We start from the raw sequence: 19,824 nt of genomic DNA on the forward strand, positions 1-19,824 counted from the left end.
CGGGGCGAGAACGGCGGCGTTTGAGAAATTGAATATCAAAAACTATTTAATGAAGATGATAAAATATAATCCAACAATGAGCCATAGAGTGAATATTAACGCCTGTAACTTATAACGGCGATGTAACTTTAGTATCCAGCCAATTTTTTCTTCAGGTAACGACTGTACATATTTATAAGCATCTTCCTGAACAAGCCGTTCACGCGTAAATTTCATTTTAACGCCTTTATAAAGGCGAACAAACCAGATTATTTTTTGATAATTTGCCAACGAACCAAAAAAAGAAGCGTAGTCGGTAACAAGATCCAGGTCATATCCTTTTCGCCGGTACTCAGAAAGTAACTGATTATAATCAGCCTCGTGTTTTTTGAAGTAACGAGAACTGAATAGATCCATAACTATCACAATCAGCAATAAAGCCACGATAAGGAATAATAGTAAATTTTCAATATTCACCATATTTTATCCATCATATACTCAGTCGCTCCGCCCGCTATCTCGCCACCAACGTATCCACCTGCAGCCGCCCCGACAATGGAACAGGCGAGCAAACCTACACCACCCGTCGCGACACCAAGCGCAACGCATACACCGGCACCTGCCATGGCCCCGTATTTGCCACCGTAAATACCTCCTGCAAGACTTGCACCAAAGCTGCTGTATTTTTTTACAGCGACTTTAGTACAACTTTGCTCTCGTCCCGTGGTGCATGCATTGTAAACTTCATTGGTTGTATTTGCACCGGCAAAACCTATTGCAAGCCATCCCCCGGCTTTAAGAAAACGAGCGGCTTTAGAGGCATTATCGACATAAGTTGAATAACCACGAATAGAAGCGACACCCGCTGTGCTCCATTCATGTACAATTGATCTGCTTGACAACCCTAATGCATGCTTCAGTTCGTTATAAGGTTTCATCTTTAACGTCAGCCTGGACAATTTATTTAATAAACCATCCAACTCAGAAAAGAGGCGCTGACGCTCAACAAAAAACTGCTGGCTTATCAATGTCCCTTGTGCCCTGAACTGATTCTGGTATGCCAACTCAATGGATTTAAGTTTTTTTTCTATTTCACTGAAATATTTTTCACCTGCGTCAGCAACAACTCCAAGGGACTTATCCATAAAATTAGTAACTGCGGCTATGGTACTAAAATGGTGATTAAAAAAATTCGCTTCTCCAGAGTTAAGTTCGGCCAGAGCACCGTTGACTTTATTTTTTGCAAGCTGTAATTGCTTAAGTTGCACAGCATTATTACTTCCCGGCGCATCAAGAATCAACATCTGCCCAGGTTTTGACCACTGCATATCACTATTAACCCGCATAAAATAACGTGCAGCATCACTATTTGGATTGTTGAATAAGAGCCTTGCCTGGAAATCCAGAGTTCCGGGTTGCTGAACAATGCAATATCCCGGATTAACTAATGATTGACCAGTCATATTAATTCCCTCTGATTTTCACCGAAACGCTTACAAATAAGCACAAACATTTAAATAAAAATGAAGTTAAGCAGCACCCAAATGTTGACGTTTTTCTAAAAAAAAGCCAACATTTGGAAACTCTTCTATTCTATTTTAGTCAGCGATAGTTCACCTTTAGCATTCGCACTGAGCACAAAGCGAGTCGCGTACCGAAGAGCGGCATTATGATTTCTCAACTTTAATACCACATCATACTTTCCTGGCTGCCAGTCAACTTTATCCCAGCGAAGACAATCCTCAGACTTTAGAATGCGGCCGGAATGAAAAATTTGTGGGGAATATATAGCTTCCCATTCATTACCTACCTGTCGAGATATTGAAGGTTCGTAAACTAAAACAGTTTCACCTGGCCTCGTGTCTTCCAAAAATCCAAAACAGGGGACATTTTTTTCCAGCTTAACAGTTAAACTTTTAAACTGAGCAGGATGGGATATGCACGCGCTACATGATAATACAATGGATATAACAGTTATCGCTCTTTCCATCGCTATTATACACCGAGTAGTGAACCAATCGTAATGACCGGGGAAAACTCCCCGGTCACCTGCGCAATTACGCTTCTTTGTTCTCTTTGATGTTCCAGCCAGCGCTGCTTTCAGCACCTTTGCCACCAGAGGTGGTCTGCTCCCAGTACTGCTGCTTCACTTTCGCAGCCTGGAATGCGTAGGTCACACCAACGGTATCGCCATTGTCTGCACCAGTGTACTGAACGGAAGTCACCAGCACATCTTCCAGCGTAATGCGGGAATATTCCACCTGCTGGCCACCCGCTTTACATACGGACAGCTCAACTTTGGTAAGGTGTTTACCGCTGGCGCAGTGTTTCAGGATAGCGGTGGTGGATTTGTCGATCAGCGCGTTAACGTGCAGGTCGTTAAAGTTGACTTTACCGGCACCGCCGCCACCGCCAACGCTCATATTACCTGGCTGGGAAGCGCCCCAGGAGAAGGAGGTAATATCAGTCCAGCCGGTGTGGTTAGAATCTTTAGATTCGCCCGTAACACCCTCGACCTTCAGAAACATATCAATAGCCATAATATCTACTCTTCGTGGATGAACAATATTGCTTTCGAAAAAGCACTTATATGGCAAACAGGAAAGCATGGGGCTGAATAAAACCGTCCATATTTTACCTCTGCCTCATATCAAATGACCCGTGTCATTTGACAGTCTTACATTCCTCCGAAATAACGGAATGAATGTGAAGTCATTATTACCGTTCCAGCCGTCTTTCTTGCCGGCCCGTGCAAGATGTTGCTCTTACGCGTCTTTCGTCTTCAGCGACGGCAGTTTAGAAACCAGACGCAGAGAAACGGTCAGACCTTCCAGCTGGTAGTGTGGACGCAGGAAGAACTTCGCGGCATAGTAGCCCGGGTTGTCCTCAATCTCCTGCACCTGCACTTCCGCAGCCGCCAGCGGTTTACGGGACTTGGTCTCCTGGGAGGAGTTAGCCGGGTCACCGTCGACGTAGTTCATCACCCAGTCGTTCAGCCAGCGCTCCATCTCTTCGCGCTCGCGGAAGGAGCCGATTTTGTCGCGCACGATGCACTTCAGGTAGTGGGCAAAGCGGCAGCAGGCAAACAGATACGGCAGACGGGAGGCCAGGCGCGCGTTGGCGGTGGCATCCGGATCGTGATACTCGGCCGGTTTTTGCAGAGACTGCGCGCCGATGAAGGCGGCAAAGTCGGAGTTTTTACGGTGAACCAGCGGCATAAACCCGTTTTTCGCCAGCTCGGCTTCGCGACGGTCGCTGATGGCGATCTCGGTCGGGCACTTCATGTCCACTCCGCCGTCATCGCTCGGGAAGGTGTGGCACGGCAGGTTTTCCACCGCACCGCCGGACTCCACGCCGCGAATCGAGGTGCACCAGCCGTACTCTTTAAAGGAGCGGTTGATGTTGGCGGCCATAGCGTACGCGGCGTTCGCCCACGAGTAGCTGTTGTGGTTTGCGCCGTCGGTCTGCTCTTCAAAATCGAAGCTGTCCACCGGGTTGGTGCGAATGCCGTACGGCAGGCGCGACAGGAAGCGCGGCATCACCAGCCCCAGATAGCGGGCGTCTTCCGATTCACGCAGTGAACGCCAGGCGGCGTATTCGGTGTTCTGGAAGATCTTGGTCAGATCGCGCGGGTTGGCCAGCTCCTGCCAGGACTCCATCTGCATCACGCCCGGCGCGGTGCCGGTGATGAACGGACAGTGCGCCGCAGAGCCAATGCGCGCCATTTCCCCCAGCAGCTCAACGTCCTGCGGGCTGTGGTCGAAGTAATAGTCGCCGACGATGCAGCCAAACGGCTCGCCGCCGAACTGACCGTACTCCTGCTCGTAGATTTTCTTGAAGATCGGGCTCTGGTCCCAGCCCACGCCCTTGTAGCGCTTCAGGGTGCGGCCCAGCTCCTGCTTGGAGATACTCATAAAGCGGATCTTCAGCATCTCGTCAGTTTCGGTATTGTTGACCAGGTAGCTCAGGCCGCGCCAGGCGCTCTCCAGCTTCTGAAACTCTTCGTGGTGAATGATCTGGTTCACCTGCTGCGAGAGCTGCTCGTCGATACCGGCAATCAGGTTCTGAATGGTGCGGTAGGTGTCGTTCGAGAAGGTAACGGTATTTTCCAGCGCCTGCTGCGCCAGAGTCTTGACCGCACTCTCCACGGCGGAACGCGCCTGATCGGTTTTCGGGCGGAATTCTTTGTTCAGCAGCGCGCTGAACTCATCCTGGCTGAACGCCTGACCCGCCTGCTGATCGTGTTGTTGAGTCTGGTTGCTCATCGATTATTCCTCGCTACCTTTCGCGCTTTCGTCATTTTTTGGCATCTGGCTCAGGGATTTGAGCAGCGTCGGATCCTGAAGGATTTTTGCGATCAGCTCTTCCGCACCGTTTTTGCCGTCCATGTAGGTCAGCAGGTTAGAGAGCTGCGTGCGCGCCTCCAGCAGCTTGTTCAGCGGCTCAACCTTGCGGGCCACCGCGTCCGGCAGGAAGTCGTCCATGCTGTCGAAGGTCAGATCGACGTTGAGCTTACCTTCGCCGGTCAGGGTGTTATCTACCTGGAACGCCACGCGTGGCTTCAGCGCCTTCATGCGTTCATCGAAGTTATCGATGTCGATTTCCAGGAATTTACGCTCGTCGACGGCTGGCAGGTTTTCCACCGGCTTGCCAACCAGATCGGCCATAACGCCCATCACAAACGGCAGCTGAATTTTGCGTTCTGCACCGTAGATCTCTACGTCGTATTCGATCTGCACGCGGGGAGCACGGTTGCGTGCGATGAATTTCTGTCCACTGTTACTCATTGCCATGATGTTCTCCATCAAAGATGCGCGGTGAAGGTGAAACGGCAGACTCCATGCCTGTCGTCATAATGCCAGGACGCGTCATTCGCGGCGTCCAAAGATGTTTTCCAGTTGGTTAACGCCGTCTGGCGCCAGGTCGCGAATAATGTCCATAAAGTTAAGTTCTGACAGCCGCTGCACCCGTTCAATCATCAGCGGCGCGGGGTGGCTCGGTTCGTACTGCGCGAAATACTGCTTCGCTTTTTCCAGCATTAGCTGCGCGTCGGCGCGGCTGGTAACCTGCACGCTGCGCCAGTCGGTGACCGGCTGAACGGGCTGCGCTGCCGCAGGCTGCGGCTCAGCGTGCTGTTCAGCCTGCGCTTCACGGTTCGGCAGCAGCTTACTGATGTCGGTCACCTGACACGCGCTGGCGACCAGCCCCACTGTTTTCAGCAGCTGTTCCATTTCCGGTACGCCGCTTTCACCGAGATGCCCGGTGAGCAGCTCGCGGATGGCCAGCAGCCGTTCGTTAATCACAATGACCGCTGCGGTCCCCGGCTGGTCGCCGCGGGCCAGTTCGTCAATCAGCCTCGGGCGACCGCCGGGATAGTCCGGACACTCGGTTTTACTGCCGTCCAGCAGTGCCTGGGCGTCACGCAGCGAAATTTCATCACCGTTTGAACGCAGCAGCGAGGCGTTACGTACCGCGACGGTGAGCTCGGATTTATCGCTCAGCCCTGCCAGAGCGTTAATGCGATAGAATGGGTCGGTTTCGCCATACTCTTCCAGCAGCGGATAGAGCGGCTCCCAGTAGCGCGCGATAGCCTCCTGCACCAGCAACAGCCCGTCGGCGTAGCCCGCAAGACCGCGACGGCGGGTCCAGGCGTGGGTTAAAGCCAGCATCACGCGAAGATCTTTGGTGCGGCTCAGCAGGCTGGTAGCGAATTTTTCTACCGTGTTCCAGTCCGCAGGCTCTGCCGGGATGATGGTGTCGCCAAACTGCTGTTCCGCTTTGCCCTGACTGGCCTGGTTCATCGCCTGAAAGTCAGCGTCATATTCCAGATTGTCGCCGCAGGGCTTGTCGGCGCTTATCGGCGCGAGAAATTCTTCGATATTCATGTGATCCCTGCTTATTCAAACATAGGCGGATAGAGACCGTGACGCCCCGGGCGGGCGCCCCCTGCCGGGTCGAACAGCAGGGTAAAAAGCTGCCCGGTGAAGTTGCCGCTGTGAACGTGGGTGTACAGCGGGTACCCGTCGCAGCGGTTGGTCCACCAGTAGCTGGTCTGACGCAGCGGGTCAAAACACTCTGCCGCCTGCGGCCAGCCCAGCGTGCTTTGGCCGTCCTCGTCGTAGCCAATGACGTCGAGGATGTCAGAGCGCTTCTGCGGCTCGACGGGCTGCGGCGCCGGAATGGACATCAGCATCTCATCCAGCTGCGAGGCGGAAAAGCTGTTACGCACCGCGTGCAGCCCCAGACGACCAATTTGCTGATACCAGCTCTCCGCCTGGCTGAGCAGGCTGGTCGACCACTCTGACGGGGCGAAGCTCAGCTGAATGCAGACCGGGTACTGTCGGCCAACGCTGTCGCGGCCGGGCAGCAGGCAGCCCATCTGGATCATCTGGCTGCCCAGCATGGGCGGCACCACAAAATTCCAGACTGGCGCTTTCTGAAACGGGCGCTCGCCGCTGCGCTGCTCTTCCTGCTGCCAGGCCAGCAGACCGACCTGGAACCAGTGCGACCACTGGCGCTGTAAGGTGTCAGGAAAGCGACGCTGCAAAAAATCTCCGGCGCTGGGTAATTTGCCATACCAGCTGTAGCGGTTCATCGCAGGGGTATTCGTCATACGGCTGTCCTTGCGGTTATGGGCATGAAAAACGGGGAAGCTGGAACGGGTTGCGGATGCTGTTCGGCGCAAACTCCAGCGTGACCTGATGTCCGTCGACGCTGAAGGTGGCCTGACGGCTCAGGCTTCCCGCGCCCGGGCTGCTGCTCGCTTTGTCAAAAAAGCGGTTGAGCGCCCAGGAGCCGTTGGTCACAAGCGTCGCGGTGCTGCCGTTAGCCAGACCCAGCTGCATACGGACCTGGTTGGTGCCGCCCGGCCCCGGCCAGTTCATGATTTGTACCGCCTGCGGACCGTGGCTATAGCGCAGCAGCTGACCGTCGACATCCAGCGTCAGGTTCAGAATGGTGTTATCCATTCGCACGGTGCGAACCGTCACCCTGAAGGACGGCGTGGTTGCGCCGTTAGCAAAGAAGGCGTCGCGAATCGACTGGGCCTGCTGGAACGGCCTCAGCAGCCCTTCGCTGCCCGGCAGGGTTTTACCGTCGATCCCCGGCATAAAGCGCCAGTTTGCCTGCGTCGTATCCACTTTGCTGGTCAGGTTGTCGCGAAAGAAGGTATCCATCAGCCCGGTGCCCGGCGCGAACATGCGGGCGAGATCGTCCGGGGTGACCTCAGTGCTGGCGCTGCGCACCAGCGGGTAGCGACCGGCGATCGCCTGACGGCAGAAACCGCCGACTTCAACGTTGATCCGCTTACGCACGTTTTCCAGATCGCGGCGCTGGGTATCGCTGCTGGCCCCCACCGCCATGTTGCTGAACATGGTTTGCAATCCGCCCGGCAGTCGACCGGCGCTGGCCTGCAGACGGCTAATCGCCTCGCCGCCCGGTGCCGGCATACCGCTGTTGGCGGCGTCCTGCACGGCGGTCAGGTAACGATAAAGCTCGTCCACCTGCTTAAGAAAATCATCAAAGACGATGGTCTTGCCACCCTTTTCCAGCGGCTGGGCCAGCTCAATCATCGGCGCGTAGTGGTCCGTCACCAGCTGCTCCGGCGCCTGAGTAATCGCGGCGGCCTGCGTCGGGGCATTGTCATTATTGCTGAACAGCGCTTCCAGCGTGCGGGTGGCGCGGTTGCTCTGCGCCTGCGCTTTATCGGCATCTTCCGGTGCCGGGGTATCCCGGGAGAGCGTCAGCACCTGGCTCAGGTTCTGCACCAGACGGCGCAGGGGAGAGTTTGCGCCAGAGAGCAGACGCGCAGTGTTGATGCGCTGGGAGAGATCGGCGCTGTTGTTAAGCTGGATGTCGGCGAGAAAGCGATCCCAGTTCGCGATAAAGTCTCGCATGTAGAGCTGGCGTACGGCGTTATCGATCTGCTGTTTATCTTCCTGCGCGGTCGCGGCGCCCAGCACCCAGGCGTCGTCTTCATGCAGAGCGGTCGTTACGCTGTCAATCTGGCTGTTAAAGCTTTTCCAGTAACCGTCCGGCGTATAAAGACCCGGCACCCCTTCGCTCACCGGCTTACCGCTTTTGCGGGAAAACACCAGTTCGCTCTGTGGCCCGCCCAGGTCGGAAAGGGAGACCGGTTTGAGGTTGTCGTCATGTTCCAGCAGGCGCTTCAGGCGACCGTAGACGCGGGTTGAAAGCGGCTGCTGGTTGATCAGCGCTCTTTCACGCGCCACCAGGGATTCGTCCTGCGCGTACGGCGAGGCCTGAATTTTCGGCTCCAGCAGCTGGGTGAGATGCCATTCGAGCTGCTGCAGCTGCGCCTTCGTGACGTTTTGCGGCAGGTTGCGCTGCAGGTTGAGCATCACCCAGGAGTGCAGGAATTTGCCGTCGTAGTGCTTCGGCTGATAGAGCATCTGATAGGCTTTCAGCGCCTCGTAGCTGTACTCCACGTCGCTGCCGTTGTCGTTGCGCAGCCAGGTGGTGATGTGCATAGCAACGGCGGGCAACAGCAGCTGATCCAGCGCCTTCTGGTACAGGGACTGCGAAGCATCGCTGACGTCATCCCCACGGTAAAGCCCCATGCGGCGGGAGACTGGCGGATCGTTGACATCAAACGCGTCGCTTTTCGGCAGGTCCACCAGGCCATTCAGCAATGGCAGCAGATCGAACAGGTCACGCTGCGGCTGGTTCTGCAACGCTTTGCTCTGCTGGTCCAGCAGCGGCACCTTCGCATCCACCTCTTCCAGATAGGCCTTATTTTTAGCATAGCTGGTGAGCCACAGCCCGCCGAGGATCGCCAGCAGGGCCAGCAGCGCCGCGTTGCCGGACCAGATCACCGCCCGGTTGCGCAGTTCCCACCAGCGGTTTTCCCCGGCGATCCCGGCTTCCTGGAAAATAACGTTTTGCAGCAGGTTCTTGATGAAGAAACTCTGGCCCTTCGCGCCCGGGATTGGGGCTTCTTTACTGACCGAATCCCAGTTATCGCGCTCTGCCCCTTCCGGCAGGGAGAGCGCGCGGTTCAGTTCGCCCATTACGCGGTCAAACGGCATGCCTTCCTGCGTCCCGCTGGCGAAGTAGATCCCGCGCGGGGAGAACTCAGTTTCGAAGTTGGAGCGCGCAAAGACCGTGCTCAGGTAGTCCGCCAGCAGCGGACGCAGTGCAGCGAACTCCTGCGGGAAGAGATACGCTTCGGCGCGGGTTTTCGCGTCATGCTCTTTGAGCATGGTTTCCGGCAGCCCGGCATCAAGACGCTGCTGTAACAGAGAAAATTCCTGCTGGAAGTTGCCCATCAGGTCGTAATCGGCGTGTTTGGTCTGCTCCCACGGCAGCGTGAAGCCCCATATCTGGTCGCGCTGCGCTTTATCGTAGTCGGCAAACCAGGCGCGGAAGCCTTTGAGAAGGTCGGCCTTGGTCACCATCACGTACACCGGGAAGCGGATACCCAGCTGTTCATGCAGCTCGGACAGGCGCTGGCGCAGGTTCACCGCCTGCTGGCGGGACGCCTCGGCAGACTGGGTCAGCAGGTCCGAAATGCTGATCGTGACAATGACGCCGTTGATCGGCTGGCGGCGACGGTACTTGCGCAGTAGCCCCATGAACTGCAGCCACTCACCGGCATCCTGCGCCTGCTCGCTCTCCTGGGTGGTATAGCGACCCGCGGTGTCCAGCAGCACGGCCTCGTTGGTGAACCACCAGTCGCAGTTGCGCGTGCCGCCAATACCGCGCAGCGCGGTCTTACCAAAACGGTCGGCCAGCGGGAACTGCAGCCCGGAGTTCACCAGCGCCGTGGTTTTACCGGAGCCCGGCGCGCCGATAATGACGTACCACGGCAGCTGATAGAGATATTGCGTGCTGAAGCGCTGGGTCCACTGAGCGCCCTGGCCCGCTTTGCTGAAGTGCGCTTTTTTAAGCATCTGCGCGGCTTCATCAAAACGGCTGGCGAGGATCTGCTCCTCGCTGTTCAGGCGCTGCTGCGGATCCGCCGCCTCCGGGCTGGTGGTGTTCTCGTTGAGCTTGTCCATCAGCTTGCGGTTCAGCCAGGCGTTATAAAGGCGCGGCAGAATATGGCCCTGCGCCCACAGCAGGTAGACCACGGCGATACTGATGATGCGGTTCTGTTCGGATTCGAGCGGTCGGGTGTCCACGATGGACAACAGCGGGCCAATCATCCAGATCACCGCCGCCAGCGCCGTTACGCCGAGGAAGCTCCACAGAATGCGGTTGGTCAGAATGGAAAGAAGTGTAGTCAGCATCCTTAGTTTCCTTGCGGCAATCCGTTCAGCTCGGCCTGGGTGTTTTCAGGCGACACCAGCAGAGTAATTTCCACACGGCGGTTACGGGCGCGGTTTTCCGGCGTCGTGTTCGGCGCCACCGGGTTAATCTCGCCCCGCCCTTCCGCCTTCACGCGGCCAGGCTGAGAGAGGCTTCCCTGCAGCATTTTCTGTACGGAGCGCGCGCGTTCCAGTGAGAGCTCGTAGTTAGAGGCAAAGCGCGCGCTGCGGATCGGCACGTTATCGCTGTAGCCCACCACCAGAATTTTGCCGCTGACGTTGTTCATCGCCTGCGCAATGCGGTTGATGACCGGTTCATAGCGGTCACGCACGACGGTCGAGGCTGAGGCAAACAGCCCGTCGCCCTTCAGGATCACGACGCTGCGATCTGCCTGGTCTTTTACCGCCACCAGGCCCGCCTCAATTTCAGGCTTCAGGAAGCCGCGCAGGTTAAGCACTGCGGGCAGCTGACGCGCTGGCTGCTGGATGGTGGTTTCCGGCAGTTGGGACTGATAAATCTTCGCCAGCACCGGGTTGGTGTTGTCGCCAAGGCGCCAGTTAAGCACGATGTAAAACAGGCAGGCGATAAACCCGGCCAGCGCCACGCAGGCCCACAGGGGAACCATCGGCCGCCAGAGCTTGCGCAGCACCGGACGATCTTCCGGATGAGGAGAAAGCGGCGGCGGATAGCTGCCGCGCACGCCGCGGATCATCTGCCACAGCCGCTGCTTGATGGTTTCAAGCTGGGTGCGGCCATTGTCCAGCACCCGATAGCGCCCCTCGAAGCCGAGCAGCAGGCAGTAGTTGATCATCTCCAGCAGCAGGATATGCTCGCGCGGGTTCTGCGACAGGCGCGCCAGCAGCTGGAAGAACTTTTCGCCGCCCCAGGTTTCGTTATGGAACGTCACCAGCAGGCCATTGCTGGACCAGACGCCGCTGCTGCCCCAGGGAGTCAGCGCGGCGGCCTCGTCCAGCGCCGTGCACAGGCAGTAGCGCGCCCCGACGATCACTTCGTAGGGCAGCCCCGCCTGCTGACAGCGGACTTCAAAACGGCGAATCTCATCGATCAGGCGCTGGCGTAACGCCACCTGATCGTCATGTGAAACCGAATGACGGATCTGCGGAATCGCGTTGAGCAGCGGATTGGCGGCCGCCACCAGCTGATTGTTGCTACTGGCTCCGGTAAACGCGGCATCACTGCCGCTATCCTGTCGTTCCTGCATATTAAGCGCTCGCTTTATTATTCTGTCGGGCTACGGATGGCCCAAAACTCCATATCCAGCCCCGGGAACTCCCCTGCAAGGTGCAGGGCGAATGCGCCGGACTTATCCATCTCGTGCCACAGCTCGCTGCCCTTCTCCAGCTCGAAGTAGCTGTAGCCGGCATGCCACGGGATCTGCGGCGGCGCGACCGGCATGGCGCGCAGCATAATGCCCGGCAGCTGCAGCTGAACCAGATCGCGAATTTTCGAGACCGGGGCAATTTTCATCTGCGCCGGGAAATGGGTTTGCAGGTGTTCGCCCGGCACGTTGGCTTTCACCGCCAGCACGAAGCCAAATTCGCGCACCATGCTGGTTTCAGGAACGGTGGCGATGTTCAGGCCATGCGAGCGCTCGTTAAGCGGCAGCTGAATGGCGTGGTCTTCCATCACCAGCGACAGCCCCTGGCGCAGCATCAGCATCAGCTTGCTGAAGCAGTTCGCCAGATCGTCGTGATCGTAGATCGGCAGCACGCTCTCGGTGGTGCGCTGCGACGTCCAGGTCGTGAGCTCGGTGGCAAACGGCAGCCAGCTGCGCCAGAGCGTTTCCGGGTGCAGCAGCGGCAGCGTTTTTAAATGTGAAACCTCGCCCAGATGACGGTTCACGAGCGAAAGCAGCGTAAATTCAATCAGTTCAGAGGTGTTAAAGCGGCCAGGCTGACGCAGGCGGCCGCCAATCTGCTGGCTGCGCTGCACCAGCAAACCGTGCAGATCGTTGATCATGCTGTAGATCTGCGGGCTGTTATTGGCGTTCAGCATCGGCGGGATGTAGCTGTTATCCAGCCGCACGTGGTTGTCGTTGCGTTTTTCAGTCACAAACGCCACGCCGATGGATGTCCATTCTGCCGTGAGGTCTTTTTCCAGCATCAGCGTCAGGCGCAGGCGGCCAAACTGGACGGTGGCATCCCCCACCGACATGGCGTTATCGTCCTCCACCTCCTGCTCAAACGCGACGAAGCGGGCCAGCGAGGCAGGCTCTTCGCTGAAAATCACCTCTTCCCGCTCGCCACGACGAACCGGCAGCGCGAGCACCACCTTTTCGTTGGTGAGATTGTCAGGAATTTTTAGCGGCGCGGGACCATTGCGTCCGTTGCGGACCTGGAAAAAGGTGCCGTCCGGCAGTAACCCGCTGCAGTAGCTCAGGGCAATGCAGCCCTGGCGAAGCATCGCTTCGTCCAGTTCTACGTCGAGAAAGCCCCAGAGATAGGAACGCTGCAGCGCACCCCATTCACGAACATGGTTGAGCAGATAACTTTCAGTCCGCTGAAAATGGTGTGGACGCAGGAACATGCCTTCGGTCCAGACGACCTTTTCTGCTTTGGTCATGATGATGTGTTTCCTGTTGTGAAGCGCGTTACTGGCTGATGACCCGAATGCCGTTTACGTCGAGAAAAACGTTGGCCTGGAGTTCATCCGCGGACCATTTCCAGAACTGGTAGATATGATTTTCGCCTGGCACAGGCAGCGGGAGTGAAACGCGCCATTTTTTACCATCCAGCTTCTGATATTCTGCCATCACGCCGATATAACGCGCCTCAGGATCGCTCTGACCGCTGAGGGTTTTGGACAGTTGTCCCGGCATCAGGAAGAAAACGTCGCTGTTCAGCAGATTCGCGCCAAGCGTTGCTGACGCGTTGTTCTGCAGGGAATAGAAGTCGCTGGACATGAAATCCGCATCGGATTTCAACAACAGCACCCGGACTTTAAGTGGCGCAGAATCATTGATTTGTGGATGAGCCTGAAACTGCAGATTGTAGCGGGAAGGGTCGCTGTGTGAAGACGACGTACAACCACTGACAAGGGCGAAAATCGCCGCGTAAAAGACTAACCACAGCCGATGAAACTTTTTATTATTCATAAAAATACGCCCACGAAAGCCGTTTAGTTCAGGATCCAGGTACCGTTAGCGCTGTCTTTGCAGGCTTTGCTGTTGCCATCCACATCGACACAGGTCGCTTTTTTACGCACCTTAGGACGAATGGCCTGTTTGCGGACGGTGGCTTCGTACTGGTCGGCTTTGATAACGGCACGCATCGGGACGTAGCCAATCAGCTGCTCGTTCCCCTCATCGGCGAGCGCCATCCAGTAGTGTTCAACCTGCCCCAGCACTACATAGGTTTTTCCGGTTTCCAGCGTACGGATAACCTTTCCGCCAAAATCAGGACGGCTCATCAGGGAGGCCGGGTACATGGCACGATAAGGCTCGTTGAGCTGGGTGAATTCCGTTGGCGGCACCACGGCGTGACGGTGGGTCAGGGTGACACCGTTGACCTGGCTGGTCACGATCGTGTCGTCAGTGATTGCCGGTTTCTGTGGCGCTTTACAGCCCGCCACCGCCATTACAAACAGAAGTGAAAACAGTACGCGCATTTTCATATGCTTTTCCGTAGCGATATTTTGATGATGGAGATAAGGGGATGAAATTTGACTTAGGTGCTGTTGTTAAAATAGTCAGGATAATTTCGGGGTGTTACTAATTTAAAGACATAGCTACCGCACGAGCCCTTCAGAATAAGGCCCAGCGTCTTCCTGACATATTTTGACAAACGGTAAACAAGTTTACATGAGCTTTGCTTCAATTCAATATTTACCGCATCGTAAGTGGTGGTAATTGAAGCAGCCAAAACATTATAGGAATAATCTGATAAAAAAACCCGACATGGCCTGGATCTACTTATTTCAACACCTGATAATGATATAACACACTGTTATTAAATCATAAAATTAAAAGAGAACGGATTTCATTAACGCAATAACGCTATTATCGCCACTACCATAATTAGTAGAAATGTCGTTTTAGTGATATCAGAAGAAGATATCGACGATGAATTATTTGTTGCACTAACAGGGTATGTTTAATATTGCCGCATCACCTGACGACACCATCGCTATTTAACTTATTGACTGCGCCTTTAATTTTACGACTCAAAATAACTTATATTTCATGTTGTGATAATAACCCTGTAAGTGATAATACATTTCCATTAATCATTAAGCCTGAGTAAACCTTCTCGTCACTATTTCGAATACCGACGTTGCTACAGCGCCTGCCAGCCGCCATGTATTCATTTTTGAGCGACCGTCTCTTTCATTCGAAATTTTAACTGCGCTACATGCTTTCTCTCTCGACGCTATCTATCCTGCCTACCGGATGATAGATACAATTTATTATTAAAATGATAAAATTTCGTTATAATTTCTTTAAATAGTTGCATGCCAACATTTTTAACTCATTGTTATAAAGATAATTACAGGCAAGAGCCGTAACTCGACCGCGTGGATTTCCATCTCCGCCAGTCATTGCTTTTGCTTATTACCCAGCCGTTGCGCGACCAAACACGTCAGGAGTCAGTATGAACACGAAAAGACGCTCAGTTCCCGGTATCAGACACTACGATGGTCCTGCCGGCGGCTGGGGCGCGTTGAAGGCGACGGCCATTGCAGTACGTACCCAAATGGATACCCTGGACGCTCCCGCGACGCTGCTGCGTACCAACCAGCCGGACGGTTTTGACTGCCCCGGCTGCGCGTGGCCCGATAAAGAGCACAAGTCGACATTCCAGTTCTGCGAGAACGGCGCGAAAGCGGTGACCTGGGAAGCGACCAGTAAGCGCGTGACGCCCGATTTTCTGGCGGAAAACAGCGTCTCCTCGCTGCTGGCTAAATCAGACTTTGAGCTGGAAGGTTACGGTCGTCTGACGCATCCCCTGCGCTATGATCGGGCCAGCGATACCTTCCGGCCCGTCGACTGGGACGAGGCGTTTCAACGCATCGGGGAAATATTGCGCGGGCTCGAACCGGACCAGGTCGAGTTCTATACTTCCGGGCGCGCCTCCAACGAAGCGGCGTATCTGTTCCAGCTGTTCGCTCGCGAGTACGGCACCAATAATTTCCCGGACTGCTCGAATATGTGTCACGAGGCCACCAGCGTCGGCTTGCCGCGCTCCATCGGAATTGGGAAAGGCACCGTCTCGCTGGACGATTTCGACAAGACTGAGCTGGTGATCTCCATCGGTCACAACCCCGGCACCAACCATCCGCGAATGATGGGTACCCTGCACGAGCTGGCGCGTCGCAATGTGCCGATTATCGTTTTCAACCCGCTGCGCGAACGCGCCCTCGAACGTTTTGCCGACCCGCAAAGCGTGATTGAAATGGCAACCTATGGCTCTACTGACATCGCCTCGACCTACTTCCAGGTGAAGGCCGGGGGCGATGCCGCCGCGCTGAAAGGCATTGCTAAACACCTTCTGGAGATGGAGGCCGAACGCGGTGCCGTGCTTGACCGCGCGTTTATTGCAGAACACACCCGGGGTATTGAAGATTTTGCCGCCGATATCGCGCAGACCCGCTGGGACGACATTGAGCGCGAGTCGGGGCTCAGCCAGGCGGCGCTCAAAAAGGTGGCCGAGGCCTATGCCAAATCAAACGCCACCATCATTACTTACGGAATGGGGATTACCCAGCACAATAAAGGCACGGCGAACGTCCGCCTGATTGCTGACCTGCTGCTTCTGCGCGGGAATATCGGCAAGCCCGGCGCGGGGATCTGCCCCCCTGCGCGGCCACTCTAACGTTCAGGGGAACCGGACCGTCGGGATTAGCGAGAAGCCTGCCCCGGCCTTCCTGAACCGCCTGAAAGAGGTGTTTGGCTTTGAGCCCCCTTCCCGTCACGGACACGATGCGGTGCAGGCGACGCGGGCCATGATCGACGGTCGCGCAAAAGCGCTCATTTGCCTCGGCGGTAACTTTGCCGTCGCGATGCCCGACCACGAGAACGGTTTCCCGGCGATGGGTAAACTGGATCTGAGCGTGCACGTCGGGACCAAGCTGAACCGTACCCATCTGCTGGTGGGCAAAGAGACCTTTATTTTCCCGTGTCTCGGCCGCACGGAGCTGGATATGCAGGCCACCGGCCGTCAGTCCATCACCGTCGAAGACTCTATGTCGATGGTGCATGCTTCCTCCGGCAAGCTGAAACCCGCCTCGCCGTTGCTCCGTTCGGAGCCTGCCATCGTCGCTGGCCTCGCAAAGGCTACCCTGCCGGAAACACGCGTGGACTGGCTGACGCTGGTCGAGGATTACGACCGCATCCGCGATTTGATCGAGCAGACCATTCCGGGCTTTGAGAACTACAATGCGCGGATCCGTGTTCCCGGCGGCTTCCGCATGCCGCTGCCTCCGACACAGCGTATCTGGCCGACCGCAACGGGCAAAGCGATGTTTTCGGTATTCGACGGCGTACAGGAAAACGCCAGCGGTGAAGGCGAGCATGTGCTGCGCCTGATCACGCTGCGCAGCCACGACCAGTACAACACCACCATTTACGCCCTGGACGATCGCTACCGTGGCGTATTTGGCCGCCGCGACGTGCTGTTTATGAACGAAGAAGATATGGCGCAGTCAGGGCTGGAACACGGCGATCGCGTGGATATCGAAACCGCCCTCCCCGGCAGCGCGCAGCGGCTGGAAGATATTACGGTGGTGGCGTACAACATCGCCCCGGGCTCCGTCGGCGCGTATTACCCGGAGGCCAACGTGCTGGTGCCGCTCGATTATCTCGACAAGGACAGCGGTACGCCGTCGTATAAATCGGTTCCGGTTCGCATTACCCTGCGCTCGAAAGAGATCCGCATGCTGTAAGTCTTTACGCGCAGAGAAGAGTGATGGACATAAAACAGTTAAAATATTTACTCGCGCTCGACGAGACCCGCCACTTTGGTAAAGCGGCATTGCGGTGCAACATCACCCAGCCGACCCTCTCCATGCGCATCCGCAGCCTGGAAGAGGAGCTGGGGCTGGTGTTGATCGTGCGCGGGCAGCGCTTTGAAGGGTTTACGCCGGAGGGAGAGCGCATCCTCGCATGGGCGCGCGCGCTTCTTGCCGCGCACGACGGATTGCAGGCGGAAGCCGCGCTGTGCAAAGGCCAGGTGGTGGGGGAATTACGTCTGGGGATGGTGCCGCTGGCGAGCGTGGATCCGATGATCTTTATCCGCCTGCTGACGCAAAAATACCCGGAGCTGACCTACAGCCTCTATTCTATGTCTTCGGCGCAGATTGCCGACGGCGTCAGCCGCAATCAGCTTGAGCTGGGGATTTGCTACCTGAACAGCATCGACACCAGCCTGTTTGACATTATTCAGCTTCCTAAAACGAAGATGGGGCTGCTCCACGACACCCGTCATTTCCAGCTTACCCCGGAGACGCTGACCTGGCACGACCTGACGGATTTTCCGCTGGGGTTCCTGACCAAAGGGATGCACTACCGGGCACATATGGAGGCCAGCTTTAAAGCTGCTGGCATCGAACCGACGGCCGTTTTTGAGAGCGACTCCACGTTCCAGATCATTCAGGCGGTTCAGAGCGGTGTATGCTGCGCCGTGATGCCGCTGAATAACGGGCTGGAAGCCCTGAACAGCACTTTCAGGATTGTCCCCATCGCCGACGCGAACATTGAGGCTCCCATCGGCCTGATTATGCGCAGGCAGAAACCCGTCTCTTCGCTGGCGCTGCGCTGCTTTACCGACGCGCAGGCGATTTATCACGCGGACAAGGAGGCGTAAGCCTGCCGCGACACCACGCTAAAACCGCCGATCAGCACTGCGGCGCAAACCTTCCGGTATTCCGGCGCACTCACCAGCTCGCGCAGCGCATCGCGAATGGCGCTGAGCGTTTCGGGGGACGTGCGTCGCGACGTGATTAATGGCAGCCCTGGCGTCAGCGGCGTTCGATCGAACGCCGCCAGCCCCGCAAGCCGTTCCGGCTCATGACGTTCCAGCAGCGCCCAGGTCACGCAGTCGATGGCGGCGATATCGCTCTTCCCGCGCTGCACGTCAATCAGCGACTGACGGTGGCTGCCGCTGAAGGACGTTTGTGAGAAAAATGGCCCGTCAACAATCAGGGGCGCCACCTTTTTTCGCAGCGCGTTATAGCCGGACTGTGAATCTTGCGAATTACAAACCGCCCGACGTCCGCGAAAATCCGCCAGCGTGAGATGCCTTTCCTCCTCGCGCGCTACCAGAAAACTGCGGTACTGGCTCCCTTCGCAGCCCGCGGCGGTGTAGTGAAAACAGCCCACCACCTGTACCTCCGGGAGCTGCGTCACCAGCGGGTAGCCGCATGTCTGGCTGAGGATAAGCTCAGGCTGCTGCCAGTGGGCCAGCAGGTCAGACTCCGGCCAGCCGGGAGCACGATCGACGGGCACGCCACGCGCGGCCAGCAGATGCTGCACCGCCAGCCAGAGCGCGCGGGTATCGCCGCGATCCACGGCGTACATGGGAAACGCCAGCAGGTTACTCATACCTCTCCTCCTGTTGTTTTCCGGGATGGACGGTGACCTCCACTGGCCGGGTCCAGAACTGGCGTAGCCATTCACCGTAGCCCCGGACCACAAAGCCGTGGTTACGCTGCCGGTACGCCTCCCGGTTTTGCCGGTAGATCGTCGGCAACCCGTACCAGGGAACGCCCGGTAAATCGTGGTGAATAGAATGGTAGTTGAGATTCAAAAACAGCACCCGCCAGACTAGCCCGGCCTCGTTAATGACCGAGCGCGCGAGCGGATCGTCCGCCGCCCGATGTTCGTAGAACGAGCGGACCTTGGTCAGCGCCAGCGCCGGATAGCTTACCGCCAGCACAAACCAGACGGGTGAAAAGCCGTGATGCACCATCCACGCGAAAAGTGCCGCCAGCAGCAGAGCGTGAACCAGCCACATCGCCATCGCCCGCAGGTGAAAATCACGAAACGCCGCCACGGCGCCGCCCAGCGCCTGAAGGATATCCAGCAGCGGCGCCAGCAGAAGCCGCCCGGCAAAGGTATTCCGGGCCCGGATCAGGCGCTTCTGCCACGGGGAAAAGCGCGCCCAGCTCGCCTCGGTAAAATAATACGACTCCGGGTCATCCACCGGATCGGTCAGGCTATCGTACCGATGGTGGGCCAGATGGGAATCCCGGTACAGGCCATACGGATACCAGACCGCCAGCGGGAGCGTGCCAAACAGCTGGTTAAGCCGGGCAAAACGGGTGGGATGCCCGTGGATCAGCTCGTGCTGCAGGGACATGTACCAGGCGGTAAACCAGATAAGCAGCAGCGTGGCGGGAAGCAGGCCGAGCGTTTGCCAGAATGTTAGGGTGGAAAACCAGCCGGTATAGATAATGACGATCAGCAGCCACGTAGGGAGTTCACTTCGCCACAGAACCCCAGATGCAAGTCGGTGGATGTGATTGCGCTGCTGCGGATGTAAATAGAGGGAGCTTCGTTTACTCATTCCTTCAGATGCCGTTTCGCCAGAGACAATGCTCTGACGATCGGGGATAACGCCT

The 19,824-nt window shown here is 56.7% G+C and carries 15 protein-coding genes and 1 pseudogene; 2 read left to right on the forward strand and 14 right to left on the reverse strand.

Features of this window, described 5'->3' with window-relative positions:
* Window positions 1-42: 42 nt before the first annotated feature.
* The 12 genes from AC2FAJ_RS04940 to AC2FAJ_RS04995 form a co-directional block, all read right to left on the reverse strand.
* Window positions 43-459, reverse strand: coding sequence for a hypothetical protein (locus AC2FAJ_RS04940; RefSeq protein WP_041909541.1), 417 nt, complete (start codon window positions 457-459; stop codon window positions 43-45).
* Window positions 453-1,442, reverse strand: a complete 990-nt coding sequence (locus AC2FAJ_RS04945) for a hypothetical protein (protein WP_041909539.1) — start codon at window positions 1,440-1,442, stop codon at window positions 453-455. Before AC2FAJ_RS04945 ends, AC2FAJ_RS04940 begins: the two co-directional genes overlap by 7 nt.
* 594 nt (window positions 1,443-2,036) lie before the next feature.
* On the reverse strand, window positions 2,037-2,519 hold the full coding sequence (locus tag AC2FAJ_RS04950) for an Hcp family type VI secretion system effector (RefSeq protein ID WP_008502640.1): 483 nt from the start codon (window positions 2,517-2,519) through the stop codon (window positions 2,037-2,039).
* 225 nt (window positions 2,520-2,744) lie between these two features.
* Window positions 2,745-4,244, reverse strand: coding sequence for a type VI secretion system contractile sheath large subunit (gene tssC, locus AC2FAJ_RS04955; RefSeq protein ID WP_006810956.1), 1,500 nt, complete (start codon window positions 4,242-4,244; stop codon window positions 2,745-2,747).
* Between the two features lie 3 nt (window positions 4,245-4,247).
* Complete coding sequence (gene tssB / locus AC2FAJ_RS04960; RefSeq protein WP_022648413.1) at window positions 4,248-4,772, reverse strand: type VI secretion system contractile sheath small subunit; 525 nt, start codon at window positions 4,770-4,772, stop codon at window positions 4,248-4,250.
* 75 nt (window positions 4,773-4,847) lie between these two features.
* Window positions 4,848-5,864, reverse strand: coding sequence for a type VI secretion system protein TssA (tssA, locus tag AC2FAJ_RS04965; protein ID WP_041909535.1), 1,017 nt, complete (start codon window positions 5,862-5,864; stop codon window positions 4,848-4,850).
* 11 nt (window positions 5,865-5,875) lie between these two features.
* Entirely contained in the window at window positions 5,876-6,592 is a 717-nt protein-coding gene (tagF, locus tag AC2FAJ_RS04970) for a type VI secretion system-associated protein TagF (RefSeq protein ID WP_008502646.1), read from the reverse strand.
* A gap of 16 nt (window positions 6,593-6,608) precedes the next feature.
* Complete coding sequence (gene tssM / locus AC2FAJ_RS04975; RefSeq protein ID WP_485453895.1) at window positions 6,609-10,229, reverse strand: type VI secretion system membrane subunit TssM; 3,621 nt, start codon at window positions 10,227-10,229, stop codon at window positions 6,609-6,611.
* Between the two features lie 2 nt (window positions 10,230-10,231).
* Window positions 10,232-11,470, reverse strand: a complete 1,239-nt coding sequence (locus AC2FAJ_RS04980; protein WP_028013493.1) for a DotU family type VI secretion system protein — start codon at window positions 11,468-11,470, stop codon at window positions 10,232-10,234.
* A gap of 17 nt (window positions 11,471-11,487) precedes the next feature.
* Complete coding sequence (gene tssK / locus AC2FAJ_RS04985) at window positions 11,488-12,831, reverse strand: type VI secretion system baseplate subunit TssK (protein WP_041909533.1); 1,344 nt, start codon at window positions 12,829-12,831, stop codon at window positions 11,488-11,490.
* Window positions 12,832-12,859: 28 nt separating this feature from the next.
* Window positions 12,860-13,363: a type VI secretion system lipoprotein TssJ gene (tssJ, locus tag AC2FAJ_RS04990; protein ID WP_028013495.1), complete on the reverse strand. Its 504-nt coding sequence runs from the start codon at window positions 13,361-13,363 to the stop codon at window positions 12,860-12,862.
* A gap of 23 nt (window positions 13,364-13,386) precedes the next feature.
* Window positions 13,387-13,881, reverse strand: coding sequence for a hypothetical protein (locus AC2FAJ_RS04995; protein WP_045630807.1), 495 nt, complete (start codon window positions 13,879-13,881; stop codon window positions 13,387-13,389).
* Between the two features lie 977 nt (window positions 13,882-14,858).
* Here AC2FAJ_RS04995 and AC2FAJ_RS05000 point away from each other — a divergent pair.
* Window positions 14,859-17,148, forward strand: a pseudogene (locus AC2FAJ_RS05000) (FdhF/YdeP family oxidoreductase).
* Window positions 17,149-17,171: 23 nt separating this feature from the next.
* A complete protein-coding gene (locus AC2FAJ_RS05005) occupies window positions 17,172-18,068 on the forward strand; it encodes a LysR family transcriptional regulator (RefSeq protein WP_048956565.1) in 897 nt (298 codons plus the stop codon).
* On the opposite strand, the gene AC2FAJ_RS05010 is transcribed toward AC2FAJ_RS05005, so the two are convergent.
* Both AC2FAJ_RS05010 and AC2FAJ_RS05015 read right to left on the reverse strand, forming a co-directional pair.
* Window positions 18,047-18,805: a phosphate/phosphite/phosphonate ABC transporter substrate-binding protein gene (locus AC2FAJ_RS05010; protein WP_485453896.1), complete on the reverse strand. Its 759-nt coding sequence runs from the start codon at window positions 18,803-18,805 to the stop codon at window positions 18,047-18,049. The two genes, AC2FAJ_RS05005 and AC2FAJ_RS05010, sit on opposite strands and share 22 nt — an antisense overlap.
* Window positions 18,798-19,769 carry a fatty acid desaturase gene (locus tag AC2FAJ_RS05015; RefSeq protein WP_485453897.1) on the reverse strand — a complete coding sequence of 324 codons (972 nt, stop codon included), beginning with the start codon at window positions 19,767-19,769 and terminating at the stop codon, window positions 18,798-18,800. The genes AC2FAJ_RS05010 and AC2FAJ_RS05015 overlap by 8 nt, the downstream gene beginning before the upstream one ends.
* Window positions 19,770-19,824: the final 55 nt, after the last annotated feature.

Source organism: Enterobacter cloacae complex sp. 385G4 (assembly GCF_057320665.1).